We start from the raw sequence: 15,502 nt of genomic DNA, 5'->3' as shown, positions 1-15,502 counted from the left end.
TAAATTAAGCTGCAACTAAACCGCTGTGTCTCAACAAAGCTTTAGTGCTCGGTTCGCGTCCCCGGAAAGTTTTAAACACTTCCATCGGGTGCAAACTGCCGCCCAATCCTAACACTGTATCTCGGAAGCGCTTGCCTGTAGATGCGATCGCACTTTCATCTTCCAAACCCGCTTCCTCAAACGCCGCAAAAGCATCAGCGCTGAGCACTTCCGCCCATTTATAACTGTAATACCCCGCCGCATAGCCACCCGCAAAAATGTGTCCGAAAGCGCACAAAAATGCGTCTTCTTCCAGAGGAGGCAAAACAGTGGTAGTTTTAGCGATGCGGTTGCGGACATCTGCCACAGTTTCGCTGCCGCCCGATCGATAGCGGTGGTGCAATTCAATGTCAACGCTGCTAAAATGTACTTGCCTGAGCATGACGGTGCCACTCATGTAGTGGCGCGCTGCTAACAGTTTTTGGTAGTAGTGTTCCGGCAAAGTTTCCCCGGTTTCGTAATGCTTTGCCATCCCGAACAAAGTCGCGCGATCGTAACACCAATTTTCCATAAATTGACTGGGCAATTCCACTGCATCCCACTCAACATTATTGATGCCCGAAGCCCCCGGATAGTCTACCGTTGTCAGCATATGCTGCAAACCGTGACCGAATTCGTGAAACAAAGTTTCGACTTCCAAGAAAGTCATTAAACTCGGTTTGCCGTCAACAGGAGGACTTTGGTTGCACACCAAATAAGCCACCGGCAACCGCGTGGTTGTTTTTCCCGCTTCCACAAATTTAGCGCGCACCACGCACTCGTCCATCCAAGCACCGCCGCGCTTTTCCTCGGGGCGGCTGTAGGGGTCTAAATAGAAATTGGCGATCGTATTTCCTTCTTCGTCATTTATTTGGAAATAGCGCACATCTTTGTGCCACACAGGAGTTTGACCGTCCGCCGCAGTTACTGTCACGCCGAACAGCCGCTTGACTAATCCAAATAACCCCTCTAATACCTGTGGCAAAGCAAAGTAAGGGCGCAATTCTTCGGCACTAAAAGCAAACTTTTCTTCCCTGCGCCGTTCCGACCAAAAACCCACATCCCAGTGCTTCAAATCCCCAGCTTCCGCCGCGCCTTTTTCGGCAGCAAAAGCTTTCAATTCTTCTAAATCTTTGACAGCAGCATCATAACTAGCCTGACGCAATTCTTCTAACAAAGCTTCCACTGCTGTCACGTCGGGAGCCATTTTGCTCGCCAAGCTCAATTCGGCATAACTGCTAAACCCGAGCAAAGCAGCTTTTTCCTGGCGCAAAGCTAAAATGCGATCGGTCAACGGCCAGTTATTCAATTCTCCGCTACTTGCTCTGCCGATAAAAGCTTTGTACAACTTTTCGCGCAAGTCGCCGCGGGTGCTGTGCTGCATGAAAGGGCCGTAACTCGGAAAGTCTAAAGTAATCCGCCAAGGGCCGTTTTCGGCATCCGCATTTTCTTCGCCAGCGCTGCGAGCGGCTTGAGCTGCTAAACTCAACAAACTCGGCGGCAAACCGTCAATTTCGTCTTTGTTTGTGAGGGTGATGCTGAATGCTTTGGTAGCGTCGAGGACGTGATTAGAAAATTGGGTAGTAATTTCGGCCAATTCTAATTGAATGGCATTAAAACGCTCTTTTTGCTCGCCTTCTAAACCGACGCCGGAGAGTTGGGCGTCTCGGAGAGCGGCTTCGACAATTCGCTTTTGAGCTGACTCTAAGCTGTCCCAATTTTCACTAGCCCGCAGTGCTTTAAAAGCTTCATAAAGCGGTTTGCTTTGACTGAGCTTGCTCCAAAATTTTACTACTTCCGGCTGCACTGTTTCGTGAGCCGATCGCAGTTCCGGGCTATTTTTCACACCCATCAAATGTCCGACAATGCTCCAGCTCCAATTTAAACGCTCTCCGAGTCGCTGCAATGGTTCTACTAAGCCGCTCCAACTCGGTTCTACAGACGATTCTAAGTCAGCTAGCGAGGCTTCTAGTTCGGTCAGCAGTTGGGTAACAGCGGGGACTACGTGTTCTGGTTCGATCGCGTCAAATGGAGGCAATCCTTGACCGATTAGTAACGGGTTATCAGCAATAGTTACGGTTGCAGTCATTGATTTTTCTTGTAACAGGTTGAGAACAGGTGAACTAGACAGATTAGCTTTTCATTTTGTAACACAATTGTCGAAAAATTTGGACTCGATCGGGCGTGAGTTGCAGAATGTCTGAGTCTAAAAATCTTCCTTCTGACTGATGACTAATGACTGCTGACTAATGACTACTGACGATTCTCTGGTGTGTGCTGCAACTCCTTGACAACCGAGATTAAGCGCTTGAGGTGAGGTTTGACAACTTCTTGCTGCTCGTGTTCCAAACGGTGGATTTGAGCTTGGACAATAGACAAATCCGCAGTCGATTGCTGTGCGGGAGCTTGCAGTTGGCTTTGCAAATTGGCCATGACTTTCTGGATTTCCAAAAATCGAGTATTTACTACTTCCCAGTCGTCTCTGGTGATAGAAGTTTCTGCCAAGCCTTGCGTGGCGCTTTGCAGTTGCTCTATAGCCTGTTCCACAGCTTGGAGATTCGCCCGTTGGCCAACCGATAAATCTTGCAGTTGTTCGCTCACCTGCTGGCGGACATCGAGCACAGCAGACGCCACGATTTCTTGCAAAGAAGCTACCGACTCTCCTAAACTCAGCAACTGCCGCTGAATATCGATCGACTCCTCAAAGCCCTCAGCCCTAGGCATGGCAGCCATTTGCTGGCGCAGCGCTGCAATATCCGCAGACAACTGCTTGCGTAATTTAACAATTACCGTCACCGCCGTTTTTTCGACTTTATTAACAGACTTTTGGACTTGGGCCATTTCCGAATTTTGATGCACCCGCACTTGCTGCTCGAACCGATACCGGTTAGCAACATTCAGCGACAAAGCCAAAGTTAGGGGAGCCACCCCGTAAAAAGCTTGACCCGACACTGCCACCGCCAGGGAACCCAAACCAGAGGCCGCCAGAGAGGCGTACTCTGCCATCTCCAGCCAGTGCCTTTGAGGAAAACTTGGTCTCAAGTGGTTTGCAACAGAGGGTTTTGGCTTCCGCACGGCTCTTTGGGTCATAGTATTTACTCGTTGTTGGTAAGGTTGCGAGATTGGGTGGAGCATCGATTTCTATCCTTTTTTCAGTTATATGTTTTAGATTATTTCTTGGCTCTCTTCTATTTTTACCTTTGTGAGTAAGTTAAGGATGACTGCCATATTATTATGTATTTGGGAGCCTGTGACGATCGCGCCCAATTCCGGCTGTTAAAAGGTTCGCCCCAACGCGCCCTCTATTTTACAGGAGTTAGGGTCATCGGGTTCGGGCGATCGACAATAGCTGCCCAGGCTAACCGAACAATGCCTAAGACGATTTTAGATTTTAGATTTGAGATTAAAAGTTAAAAAAATGCGACCTACGGATGGAGCTCGGGATTTGGAGCTTGTCTGGAGTTGCCTTTTTGTTCGCGCATTGGTATAATTTACTCTTTCTCAATTGCCCGGATCAAGTTTACTGCCAAAATTGACCAATGAACTCAGAAAAACCCGGAATGGGCGATCGGCTAAAGTCTATTTTCAGTATCGCAATCTTTATCATTCTCGTACTCGCAGTAGGCTTTTTAAGCGTTAATTTTCTTTCAGCTCTCTATGCAAAATTTTCTTAAAATTAGTCCTAGACGCATAGGTTGGAGAAACCGTTTTTTTTAAGATAATAGTTCGTCGCAGTCCGCATAATCGGTAAACAACCCGGTTTCTTTAGTCGGAGTGAGTCCCAGACTGTTTGAAATTCCCAACTTCTTGAAGAAATCTCGAATCTTAAGCACGAGATCATTTGTTTGGATTGCATTCTCCTTCTTCCTTCTTCGTTCTTCCTTCGGCTATAATTTCAACTATAAAGATTGTGGTCTGGGTCTAACCAGACAATATAAAAAACATTTTCACTAAAAAATCCATGCACCCTGCCGTATTCATTAGCAGATATTTGGAACTGGTAGGGAACATTTACTAGCGCAGCTTCATTGGGAATCCCGAAGCCATTAGGCTCAGTTGTATCTAGCCATACTATTCCATGACAGCGCAGGCTTTTACTCTGGCTATTAATAATTTCTTGAGCTTTCAATTGTGACAAATCGCGCAGCCTTCTCAGTAAAGACGCTAGATACTTAGCATCTCTACCACCAATGGAGAATTTCTCTTTATCATCCTGATAGTACCGGAAGGAAAAACTAATTCCTTCTGGGATTTGGATATTGACAACCTCTCTCCTTGCCGAAGATGGTTGACTGCGAATCTCTGTATCTTGTCTTTTTTTATGCTTCTTCGATGACACGGGTTTTGTAAAACTTTCTCATTGATTCCTTCGTAATAGTAGCATGAGAAGGTTCATCTCTTGGCAACTCACCTCTAGCATTAATCCAAGGATCTTCGCGTCGCACCATCAATTCTAACTCATAGGCATCCCGAAAGAAGTAATCATCGGATAACTCGTCTAAAAACTCTTGTACTTCTTCTGGAAACTCGGGTTTTTCGACTTCTTTGAGAATTGGCTTCCAGTCAAATTGTTTTTTGTATTCATAAAATAAAGCCGGGATAGTCGGCCCGTGCACCCAAGCTTCAAAATCTTCATCAAAAAGCGGTTTATCTTCAAAAGCTAAATACCATGCTTGGGCGTAGTACAATAGTTTTTGTAGCTTGTGGTTGCTGAGATAGGAACCTACGTCATTCGCGAACCAGATGTAGTAATCAGCGAGTTTTGAGGCTGTTGTGACTGTAGTTATTGTGGTCATATAATTCGACTCAATAAGTTTTGTATTCTATGATAGCACAGTTGGATTTGGGATTTGGGATTTGGGATTTGGGTTACAACTCACATCTTGTACTATTCTCAAAAACAGGCAAGATGCCCACCCACAAATAATTAATTTTTTTGTGGGTGGGCATCCTGCCCGCCCGTAAAAGACTGATTGAGAATCGTCCAAGATATCAGTTACAATCCTTTGATATACTGCTTCAGTACAGGTGGCAAAGTGTAAAGACTTTCCTGTTTTTCTATCAAGCACCGCCATAGAGATTGCAATGCGTTTAGCAAATCTGATGATAATAGTTGTCCGTTTTGTAGCAATTTGGCGCAGTTGACAGGTTGGTTTTCTGTCGCCAACAATGAGATAACTTGTTTTTATAGTTCGGAAGTGGGTAGTCCTGCATAGTCATGAAAAACAAGGCTTTCACTCTATAAATAAACAGGCGTTATACTCATGAATAAAAGACCAGATTGCTCCAATATGATTGGAGATTTTTTTATAAAAGGAAAGAGTTTTTTTGACTAAACGAGATATTCTTTGTCTCATCTTATTGTTAAATCTTTCTATATAGGAAGTTTGCCCACTTTCCTTGACTACTGATTGGTGTCTCTTGTTTGGAAACACTCTCTGATAAGCACTCCAAAAGTCGGTGAAAAAACAAGCACATTGACTCTGGAACTGCCGGTAGAGAATCCCACAATCCTTAAGCTCCTAAATGCTGACTAATGGCTGATGACTAATGGCTGATGACTGATGACTGCTGACTAACTAATGCAAAAACTTGCGAACTTGATATTCGCGACTTTCGGCGATCGCAATTTGCAAATCGCCCATTTGGGCATCCAACTCATCTATTGTGCTTTGCGGAACCGACTTCCACTTCTCCCTAGTTTCCCAGCGAATCAACATCACCACCTCATTTTCCACCGGATCTACCCAAATTTCTTTGCCTAAAAAACCGTCCCAATTTTTTAGTCCCTCAGTCCAAACTTCCTGATCTCGCTGAATAAACTGCTCCCACTTTTCTTGAGGTACTTTAAATTTGAGCCACTCAATTACCATATTATTTCCTATTTGTAAAGAGCTAATTAATCGTTGCCGATCGCAATTTTAATTATCAACTCAGTTCCCTCTCCCGGACGCGAAACACAGTGCAACTTACCGCCGTGCTTTTCTACTACTAAATGTTGGGATATGGCTAGACCCAAACCAGTGCTGGTGTCTGGACATTTAGTAGTAAACAAAGGGTCAAAGATGCAGTCGAGGACTTCTTCAGTCATGCCAGGGCCGTTGTCACTAATGGCGATCGCAACTTCGTTTTCCCCTACCACGGAAGTCCGAATCCGAATTTCGGGATTGAATACTTCAGCTCTCGACCTGCCTGAAGACAAGTAAGACTGATTTTGAATTTTACCATACTTTTCGGCATTTCTCCCCCCTTCTTCCAAAGCGTCGATCGCATTAGTCAACAAGTGCATGAACACTTGGTTTAAGTGTCCCGCATAGCAGTGAACTCGCGGCAAATCCCCGTACTCTTTAACTAGAGAAATCCCCGGCCGTCCCCCTTTAGCTTGCAGGCGATTTTGCAATATCAGCAAAGTGCTGTCCAAACCTTCGTGGATATCAGCAGGCTTCATTTGGGCTTCGTCGGTACGCGAGAACAAGCGGAGCGATCGCACGACATCGCGAATCCTTTCGGAACCGATTTTCATTGAATTTAGCAGTTTTGGCAAGTCTTTTTTGATGAAGTCTAAGTCTAATTCTTCCATCAAATCTTTAATTTCCGGCACGGGATGGGGATAATATTTTTGGTAAAGGTCGATCGCTCGCAGCAGTTCTTGAATGTAGCCAGTGGCGTGGCTGACATTGCCAGAAATAAAACTAACTGGATTGTTTATTTCGTGCGCTATTCCTGCTACCAACTGCCCCAGAGAAGACATCTTTTCTGTTTGAATCAGTTGAGTTTGAGTTTGCTGCAAAATTAACAGCGTCTGCTCTAATTTAGCCGCTTGTTGTCGCAGGCGTTCTTCGGATTCTTGCAAAGCGAAAAGAGACTGTTTGCTGTCTGTAATATCCAATCCCACAAATACCGCCGCCGTATTGTTATGGTATTTTTGAGCTACTATTAGATAAGTTTTATTTTCTCCTCTGATGCTAGCTGTTACTTCTTGAGATGTCTTTTTTTTATGGCTGCCAAAGAAATCGTATACTAAATCGTTAAATTTGGGACTTGTATCTAAAAAACCCACTTTTTGACCGATAAATAGTTCGGACGGCATTTTGTAAGCGCTAGCTAAATGTCGGTTTACTCCCAAATAGCGCAAATCTGAACTTACCCAAGAAACTAATCCCGGCACCGCGTCCAAAACGGCTTGAAGTTGCTCTTTCGCCTCTACGAGCGCTGATTCTGCTACTTGGCGAGCGGAAATGTCGCGGGCGATCGCGCAGCGGTATTCGCAGCCGCCGTATTCTAAATAATTGACTTTAACTTCGACGGAAAAACTGGCGCCGTCTTTGGTTTTGTAACTGGTTTCAAAAGTGAGGTTGGTTTGCTGCTTGAGTTGAGCCCAGTGTTCTCGCCAATCCGATGCTGGCAACTGCGAATCGATGTCGCTAACCCTCATGTTTAGCAGTTCCGATTCCGAGTAGCCGAAAAGATGGCAAGCAGCTTTGTTCGCGTAGCAAATTTGACCGTCTGAGGTACTAAAAAAGATTGTATCAGCAGCATTTTCGAGGGCAATTTGAGTTAGTTGTGGTATTGTTTCTAACTGCTTTCTTTTGACCTCGGACTGAAATTTATTATAGCAATTGGTTTGAGCGGAAGCCTCAGCTATCTTAGATGCAAACAAAATCAAACCGCCGATCGCACCTTCGTTATTTTTCCAAGGCTGAAATACCCATCTTACCGACTCGCTGACAGAGCCGCTTGCGGTTTTTCCTGATACAGATGCGATCGATCGCCCTGCCACAAACTCGCTATATTCCAAAACTCCCGTCAAACAAGCCTGGGCATTTTGCTCCCAATATTCCGGGAGATTCGGGAACAGTTCCCAATGAGAGCGGCCGATCGCCTCGCCGTCGCCCCACCCGCAATCTGTTTCCCAGCGACGGGAAACCGACAGATAGCGCATTTCACAATCTACCATTGCCACGGCTTCGGCGGAGCGCTCCACAAACCGCCGAAATCGCTCTTTACTCTCCGACACTGCTGCCTCTGCGGGTTGTTGGGCGATAGGGACATTCCCGTCAACGTACCTTCCCAGTCCCTGACTTTTTTGCTGAACTGGCTTAGTTTGCACGGTTTGGGATTTCCTCCATAGCTGTCAAGTTTGAAAAACTCTGTTTGAGACCAAAAATGCTGTTTTCCCCTGATTTGCTCTCTCGGACAATACCCTTAGAGGGTATCACCCATCATTGATATCATTTTTGATGGGGATATGTCTATAGGCATTGCTATCAACTTAAGGCTAAAGCTAGTGCCCTGCTGGTGTTTGACCATTAGGCATAGATCACGTCGGCGCCCCCGGAATAGTCGGAGGGGACTGGAGATATCTCTTGCCTGCCCCGACTATTCCGGGGCGCAACATGGCAGCGACACTAGGCAAAAAACGAGAGAGACAAAGGGTTTTAGACGATTGGTGACACCAATGGGTCTATAGGTACTCAAGAAATTTTCCCCCACACTTTGAGAGTCAGAAGATTTCCTAGTGATTGTTGGGTATTTTAGACAAGTTCCCAAAAGAATGCAACTGTAGGCCCGTGAGCCAAACCATGAGCTTCCTCAGTCATTCCCAATTCTTTAAATGCAAATCCCACATCGAACATGGTATGAGATCGTGTAGCCAGTGCGATCGCCAGATAGCTTGAGAATGCAAGAGAGCGCTCAAACAAATTTGTGCGTAAATTCACTGGTAAAATCCACTCTCCCTTTCCGTAACATTGCAGGATCTAATCTTTCAGTCGTGTTGCAAGTCATCAAAACTACGAGTTTTTGCTGAAATTGAATGCCGTGTTCGTCGATGACGCTTTGATACAAAGTTCCATCCAGCAAACTCAAAATATGTTCAGTTTTGTTAGTGCGTTGGGCCTCGGCAGTCGATCGATCTTGAGCCAAATTATCAGCCTCGTTGATAATAATACAAATCCGCTCTAAATAACTCGGCGGCACAAAATTTTCCACAGCATCGTGGTCTAAGATAAAAATCACATAACCCAGCGGCACTAAAATTTCCTTTGCTACCGCTTGCGTCCAAGCAGTTTTGCCCGTGCCCGGTTCGCCACTAACCAAAACAGCCAACTGATTTTGATCCAAAATTGCCTGCTGAACTGTATCGGTAAAACTTTGAACCTCTGCAGAAAACGTGCGAATTGGGAACTGGCTGTGAACCTGTCCGACGCGGCTTTTGTACCCGCCCAGAATCACCGCTAAATTGTAAGTTGCCTTGCTAACGAGAGGCGCAATATCTTGGCAAATTAGAGTGTAGCAGCGTCTTCCCCTGTCGTAGCTGTCAATTTGTAGCCAGCAGCCGAATCGAGCCCAAGAAGCATAAACAGTACCCAAAACTTCCAAGCGTTCCCAGCTAACAAACCGCTCTGGGGGATAAGAAAAATGTCGCTCCATAAAAGACTGGGTAATTGCATCCGGTTTCCCTAGCAAATCCAGAACTTTGAAAACAGTAATCTCTTGGAGTTTGTTGAGAACGTAGTCGATGGGAATGCTAGCGCGGCTGACCAATTGCACCACAGGCGTTTCGGTAACTAAAACGTCTTTGTAGCGGTAATCCGGGTAAACTGGCTGCGGAGTAATGTAATCCCAAAAATCATCTATTTCGTAGCGAGTATTTTCCGAAAATACATTTAACATATTTGCCCACCAAGTATATTGGTGTCGTCCCATTGCGTCGGCAAGGTCGCTAGCTACCCCTAAAGTTTTTTGAGCTAGTTCTAAGGGATCGCTAGACGCTAAATGTACCAGGTGTTCCCAATCCAATTGACGGTAAAAAGGTCGCCAACCAGAGCCTAGCAGACCTCTATTTGGAGAATTGTTTTGATTAAAATTGTTTTCGCGATCGCCCATATCTTCCGCACTCATTTTGCCAAACTCCTACTTCTCTTATTTTACATTTTTTGTGGTACAGATTCTACAAAAAAAGTGAAAATTATCAACTTATTTTGAGATAAGCGGGCAGCACAAAATCTACTAGCCAAACTTTGTTTGCCGAGCAGTAAAATGTATGACCGTCGCGTTGCATTGCTGCGGCATCTACAGTAAAGACTGCCGGGATGCCATGTCTTGCACCTACTTGGCGCGCCGTCTGGATATTCACGGACAAATGAACATGATGCCGCGACATTTTCCTAATTCCTTGACTGAAAATAGACTCGACGGCTGTGCTACCTGTTCCGTGATATAAAATATCCGGGGGAACACTGGGTTCTAACTGCAAGTCAACCTCTACGCTGTGTCCTTGATTAGCACGAATTAGAGTGCCTGTGGAATCAAATGAAAAGCGCTGCTTGTCGTTTTCCGCGACTACTTTTTTGAGTTCTGCAAGCTGAACAGGAAATTTATTTTTTTGGCAGGCATCGAGGAGTTCGCTAACAGGAAGCCAGCCACCTGGATCGAGTTCAACGCCGATGCGCCCTGGCGCGTGGCGCAGATGTCTGCTCAGGTATTTGCTAATTTTGACTAAGCGAGAATCGCTCATGATTTTACTTTATTTATTGAGCTTTTAAATCACATTTTGCCAAATGTCACTAGCGGGTTATATTGTGGGCTGGGGGCGGGTTTATTGAATCTCTTGGTACTGCCAGAGAGCGCTTGACTGAACCCGCCTCTACAGGTTTGTTGAAACTTATTCATATCGCAAAAAATGAATGGTTTTACGCGCGAATTATAGTGGTAAAGTTGCCCTTAAGAACCTAAAAAATTAGGTGCTGCGTCCGGGAATGAAAAACTTTTCAGTGTGCGACTTTTCACGAGCTTTTGATAATTATCAAAAAACTCTGCATTCTGTCGAATGCCTTCTACCTTGGGATAACTCCGCCAAAAACAGCAAAATTTAGATAGCGCCAGTGACATCCTACGTCGGCAAAACCAGCTTCTGCAAGCCACTTTGTCTGCTCTTCAACAGAGGAGGGAATATCTTCTTCTCGATATTTTTGAAACCATGCTGCATCGTCTTCTCCGTTAGCTTTCATGTACTGCCGCCACAACTGTTCGTATTGCTCAGTCAGCCGGGGAGTAGCACCTGTCACAATATCTCGAATTAGCAAGATTCCCCCTAGATTCATGGAGTGAAAAAGTTTGTGAAATAGCTGTTGTTTACCTGCGCTGTCGAGGTGGTGGATTGCCAAGCCTGAAACTACCAAATCGTAACCGCTGCCGAAATCATCTTCGGCAAAGTTTCCTTGCTGCAAGGTCAGCCGTTCTCGGAAAGCAGACAAGTTTGTTTGGCAAGTTTTCAGCATATTTTGGGCCATATCAAAGGCTAGGACTTTTGCTTGAGGAAATGCTTGCAGAATCATAGCCGACAGTATGCCAGTTCCCGCACCTAAATCCAGAACTTTTATGTTACCATTAGTTTCAGAAGGGATTAACTGCAATATTACATCGTGTTGCTCGCCATAGCGCGGAATGATGCGGGGAATTAAGCCGTCATAATCAAAGGCTCTTTGTTCAAATTGCTCGCGTACAGCGTCTAAATTCACAGACGATTTTCCTCAAATTGTTAATAGTTGAGTGCGTCAAGGCAGTTAGCCGGTTCTCTTCTCTGAAGGCATATTACATTTTATAATACAAAAAATATACAGACCTGTCAAGATGTTGAAGAAAATAATTTAAAAGAAGTTACGGACGATCGCCAGATAGGGACTTTGTGCGCCCAAACCCGCCCCTGATTTGGGAACTGTCTAGTCATGCACATATATCTCATTCAGTGCAGATGAGGCAGAATGCCACAGACGCGAAAGCCTGCCGAAGACGAGACTTTGTGCCAGATACTAGGAGTAATTGTGAGCAAAAAGTTGACGGTTATGATACCCGTTTCAAACAAGAATGCAACTGTCGGTGTGTGATCCACACCATAAAATTCTCAGTGATTCCCCTTAGTAAAATATAAAAGATACCAGATAAAAAGGAATGAGCCACCAGCCGACGATCGGCTAGACATGAAAAAATCAGTCCTCAGATTGACAAACTTTAGCCAACTATAAACAAAAATTAAGGTGACTCCCGAGTGGATGTGGTGCCTGCCAATTTTTCAGGAAGATGAAGAGATACAAAATATTACACCCGCCGGTGCGGGAAAGAAAATTGTGATAATGAATCAGGATGCGAGTAGATTAGGTGTCAGCCGTCAGGGGAAAATAGAAGCAATGGAAATCCAACAACGGAGTAAGGATAAGCCCGATCGCCAGCAACAAAACGCGTCCGATCGGCTCGGTCAAATTTCTACGACAAAAGAACTAGATTGGTCGCTACAAGAATGTTTAGATTTTAAAAGAGCGATCGACCGAGCGACACTTGCGGTGAGGACGGACGCGCGAGGAATTATCAACTATGTCAGCGAACGAGTTTGCTCAATCACCAACTATTCGCAAGCCGAACTAATCGGCTGCCACTTCGGCATCCTCCATTCGGAATATAAATCTTCGGAAATCATCAAAAATCTGCTATCAACAGTTGCCAAAGGTGAAATTTGGCAAGGAGACATTCAGAATAAAGCCAAGAATGGAAGTGATTATTGGGTGTACGCAGCAGTAGTTCCACTGTTGGACTGTAAGGGAAAACCCTGTCAGTATTTGGCGATCGGATTCGACATCACTGATCGCAAAGCCGTTGAAGCAGCCCAAGCCGAAGCCAACCGGGCAAAAGACGAATTTCTGGCGATCGCCTCCCACGAACTGCGATCGCCCTTGAGTGCGATTTTGGGATGGGCACAGCTAGCTCGATCGCGCAATTTAAACGAAGCCACCACCAGCCACGCTTTGGAAATCATCGAGCGCAACGCCAAATTACAAAACCGACAAATAGACAATCTCCTCGACCTCTCGCGGTTGCTGCGAGGGAAAATGTGCCTGAACATCGGCCAAGTTCACCTCCCGTCTATCATAGAATCTGCGATTGACACCCTCCGTCCCGCCGCCGATGCCAAAAACCTCCGCGTAGAAAAACATTTCGACCCCGCCATCAGCTATGTTTTGGCAGATGCAGAACGCTTGCAGCAAGTAGTCTGGAACCTCCTTGCAAACGCCATAAAATTCACCCCAGAAGCGACACCATACCCAATTCAAGTGCGAATCGAGCCTACTCCGTCCGGCGTCTTGATTCAGGTCAGCGACAGCGGTTGTGGCATAGATCCCCAATTTCTGCCGCACATCTTTGACTACTTCCGCCCCGCAGACAACTTCCAGACCAAGGAACAAAATCGGCTGGGGCTGGGGCTCTCAATTGTGCAGCAGTTGGTGGAACTGCACGGGGGAAGTGTTTGGGCTTCGAGTCCCGGTATCGGTCAGGGGGCGACCTTTGGGGTGCTGCTACCGATTGCCAACAAAAATGCACCCGACGAGCACACTGCTGCGATTGCCCAAAGGGAAAGCAGACCCGGATCGGTTTCCAAACCCCTAGCGGGAAAGCAAGTCCTGGTGGTGGAAAGTAGCGCCGAGATCCGGCAATTTCTCAAAACTGGCCTCGAAGCATTTGGAGCCAAGGTAACAGCGGTGGGTAGCGCCGGCGAAGCGATGGCGGAGTTGCAACAGTCGCGCCCCGACGTGTTGGTCAGCGATATGACGGTATCGGGAGCCGACGGCTGCGATTTAATCCGCCGCATCAGAGCAATGGAAATGTCCGAGCACAGGGAACTGCTGCCGGCCGTGGCGCTGACGGGAGGCATTGAGGAAGAAGATTCGGCATCGGCGCTGGAGGCGGGGTTTCAGAGGCATTTGTCGAAGCCGGTGGAAGCGAATCAGTTGGTGAGGGCGATCGCCCAATTGGCTGGACTGACTGGATTCGGCTCCGGAGAGTGGGGATCGGGAAATGTCCGGGCGACCACACCCCAGGAAACGCTGCCGGAACCTAACAGTTTTGACGACAAAAATTATCTGGAACAATTAACAAGTGACAGTAGAGAATTACCGTTGTTGCTGGTAGTAGAAGACAACAATTTTCTGCTGGCTTACCTCCAAACTTTATTAACTCCGTACTATCGAGTCGCTGTGGCGATGGACGGCGTTGAAGGTTTAGAAAAAGCCAAAAGTTTGCAGCCAAATTTGATTGTGAGCGACCAAATCATGCCAAGACAAAACGGACTGGATTTGCTCAAGGAGATTCGGAACACGCCAGAATTGAAATCTACTCCGGTAATCTTTTTGACAGCGCGATCGGGGATGGACGCTCGGATCGAAAGTTTGGATGCGGGTGCTGACGATTATATTTCAAAACCTTTTGACGAGAGGGAATTGCTGGCGAGGGTGAGAAATTTGTTGCGATCGCACTCAGCCGAACAGCAGTTGGCGGAGCTCAACCGTCAGTTGCAGCAGCAGAAACAGCAGTTAGAAACAGTGAATCGAGCCTTGCAGTATTTGGCAAATTACGACAGTTTGACTGAGGTAAGAAACCGCCACTCTTTTAATGAATACCTCAATACGGAATGGCGGCGTTTGGCTAGGGAAGAAGCACCGCTGTCTTTAATTATGTGCGACATTGATTATTTCAAACTTTACAACGACACTTATGGTCACCAAGCGGGGGATGAATGTTTGCGGCAAGTGGCGGGGGTGATCCAGCATTCGGTAAAGCGAGCGGCAGATTTAGTAGCGCGTTACGGTGGAGAAGAATTTGTAGTAGTTTTGCCGAATACGGATATTGAAGGTGCCACTTCCGTAGCTGAAATGATCGCACAACAGGTGCGGGGTTTGCACATAGCTCACGCTAAGTCTGCTGTCAGCGAATATGTGACGCTGAGTTTGGGTGTAGCTTGCTGCATTCCGGGGGTGAGGTCGCAGCCGGGGGAGCTAATTGCGATGGCCGATGAGTCGCTTTATCGGGCGAAAGAAGCAGGGCGCGATCGGGTTTCGGTTGCCACATTTCAAGGATAATATAATAGTTAAATCCACTTGTATGGTGCGTCAGAAATCTATCGTTTCGATTTAAACAAATTTTTTGTGTCAGACGCACCATACCAATGTGCTGGCAAACTTGGGTGAATTTAAATTGCTATAAATATAGTTAAAGGAGGTCGTGCCATGACAGCAACCTTAGACAAACCAAAAGACCAGCGCCTAATTCACTCCGGGATTGATTGGCAACAATTCAAGCTAATCGAGCAGGGGTTTTCTGACTCCCCCGGCATCCGAGTTTTTTATTTCAAAGGTGAGGTAGGAATCTTGGCAGTTTCGCAAGAACATGAAGTCTTCAGCGGTGTCATCGCCCTGTTGCTGGGTACGTATTTTGTAGAAAAAGAAATCGCTTTTACTCCCACAGGAAGTTCTACCCACAGGAAGTTCTACCCAGGAAAAAGAAGGAAAAGCCTCCGCACAAGCAGACCAATCTTACTTAATTGGCACAGCATCGGGAGGCATGGCAGACCTCTCGATCGAAGTTGTATCTACTAGCGGCAACGAAAGCAAGTTGCATCGTTACCAAGCCTTGGGATTCCCCGAAGTTTGGTTTT

General features: G+C 46.2%; 12 protein-coding genes and 1 pseudogene. 2 read left to right on the top strand and 11 right to left on the bottom strand.

Features of this window, described 5'->3' with window-relative positions; genetic code table 11:
* Nucleotides 1-4 precede the first annotated feature (4 nt).
* The 11 genes and pseudogenes from QUA34_RS04480 to QUA34_RS04430 form a co-directional block, all read right to left on the bottom strand.
* Nucleotides 5-2,107, bottom strand: coding sequence for a M3 family metallopeptidase (locus tag QUA34_RS04480; RefSeq protein ID WP_333384326.1), 2,103 nt, complete (start codon nucleotides 2,105-2,107; stop codon nucleotides 5-7).
* Nucleotides 2,108-2,271: 164 nt separating this feature from the next.
* Nucleotides 2,272-3,108, bottom strand: coding sequence for a hypothetical protein (locus tag QUA34_RS04475; RefSeq protein WP_333384324.1), 837 nt, complete (start codon nucleotides 3,106-3,108; stop codon nucleotides 2,272-2,274).
* A gap of 805 nt (nucleotides 3,109-3,913) precedes the next feature.
* Nucleotides 3,914-4,357, bottom strand: coding sequence for a hypothetical protein (locus QUA34_RS04470; RefSeq protein WP_333326414.1), 444 nt, complete (start codon nucleotides 4,355-4,357; stop codon nucleotides 3,914-3,916).
* Nucleotides 4,338-4,814 carry a type II toxin-antitoxin system antitoxin SocA domain-containing protein gene (locus QUA34_RS04465; RefSeq protein WP_333326416.1) on the bottom strand — a complete coding sequence of 159 codons (477 nt, stop codon included), beginning with the start codon at nucleotides 4,812-4,814 and terminating at the stop codon, nucleotides 4,338-4,340. Before QUA34_RS04465 ends, QUA34_RS04470 begins: the two co-directional genes overlap by 20 nt.
* 438 nt (nucleotides 4,815-5,252) lie before the next feature.
* A pseudogene (locus QUA34_RS04460) lies at nucleotides 5,253-5,532 on the bottom strand (IS1 family transposase); the annotation flags it as partial.
* A gap of 65 nt (nucleotides 5,533-5,597) precedes the next feature.
* A complete protein-coding gene (locus QUA34_RS04455) occupies nucleotides 5,598-5,891 on the bottom strand; it encodes a TIGR03792 family protein (RefSeq protein WP_333326418.1) in 294 nt (97 codons plus the stop codon).
* Nucleotides 5,892-5,917: 26 nt separating this feature from the next.
* Nucleotides 5,918-8,128 carry a PAS domain S-box protein gene (locus QUA34_RS04450; RefSeq protein ID WP_333384319.1) on the bottom strand — a complete coding sequence of 737 codons (2,211 nt, stop codon included), beginning with the start codon at nucleotides 8,126-8,128 and terminating at the stop codon, nucleotides 5,918-5,920.
* Between the two features lie 424 nt (nucleotides 8,129-8,552).
* Nucleotides 8,553-8,738 (bottom strand): hypothetical protein, encoded by a 186-nt coding sequence (locus QUA34_RS04445; RefSeq protein ID WP_333326422.1) that lies wholly within the window; start codon nucleotides 8,736-8,738, stop codon nucleotides 8,553-8,555.
* A complete protein-coding gene (locus QUA34_RS04440; protein WP_333326424.1) occupies nucleotides 8,713-9,921 on the bottom strand; it encodes an AAA family ATPase in 1,209 nt (402 codons plus the stop codon). Before QUA34_RS04440 ends, QUA34_RS04445 begins: the two co-directional genes overlap by 26 nt.
* Nucleotides 9,922-9,991: 70 nt before the next feature.
* Entirely contained in the window at nucleotides 9,992-10,537 is a 546-nt protein-coding gene (locus QUA34_RS04435; RefSeq protein WP_333384315.1) for an RNA 2'-phosphotransferase, read from the bottom strand.
* Between the two features lie 319 nt (nucleotides 10,538-10,856).
* Complete coding sequence (locus tag QUA34_RS04430; protein ID WP_333326428.1) at nucleotides 10,857-11,540, bottom strand: methyltransferase domain-containing protein; 684 nt, start codon at nucleotides 11,538-11,540, stop codon at nucleotides 10,857-10,859.
* A gap of 516 nt (nucleotides 11,541-12,056) precedes the next feature.
* On the opposite strand from QUA34_RS04430, the gene QUA34_RS04425 reads away from it, so the two are divergent.
* Nucleotides 12,057-14,927: a diguanylate cyclase gene (locus tag QUA34_RS04425; RefSeq protein WP_333384312.1), complete on the top strand. Its 2,871-nt coding sequence runs from the start codon at nucleotides 12,057-12,059 to the stop codon at nucleotides 14,925-14,927.
* A 147-nt stretch (nucleotides 14,928-15,074) separates the two neighbouring features.
* Complete coding sequence (locus tag QUA34_RS04420; RefSeq protein WP_333384309.1) at nucleotides 15,075-15,443, top strand: hypothetical protein; 369 nt, start codon at nucleotides 15,075-15,077, stop codon at nucleotides 15,441-15,443.
* Nucleotides 15,444-15,502: the final 59 nt, after the last annotated feature.

Source organism: Microcoleus sp. POL10_C6 (genome assembly GCF_036701585.1).
GTDB lineage: Bacteria > Cyanobacteriota > Cyanobacteriia > Cyanobacteriales > Microcoleaceae > Microcoleus.
The sequence above is the reverse complement of the archived record's forward strand: the minus strand, read 5'-3'. Positions and strand labels throughout refer to the sequence as shown.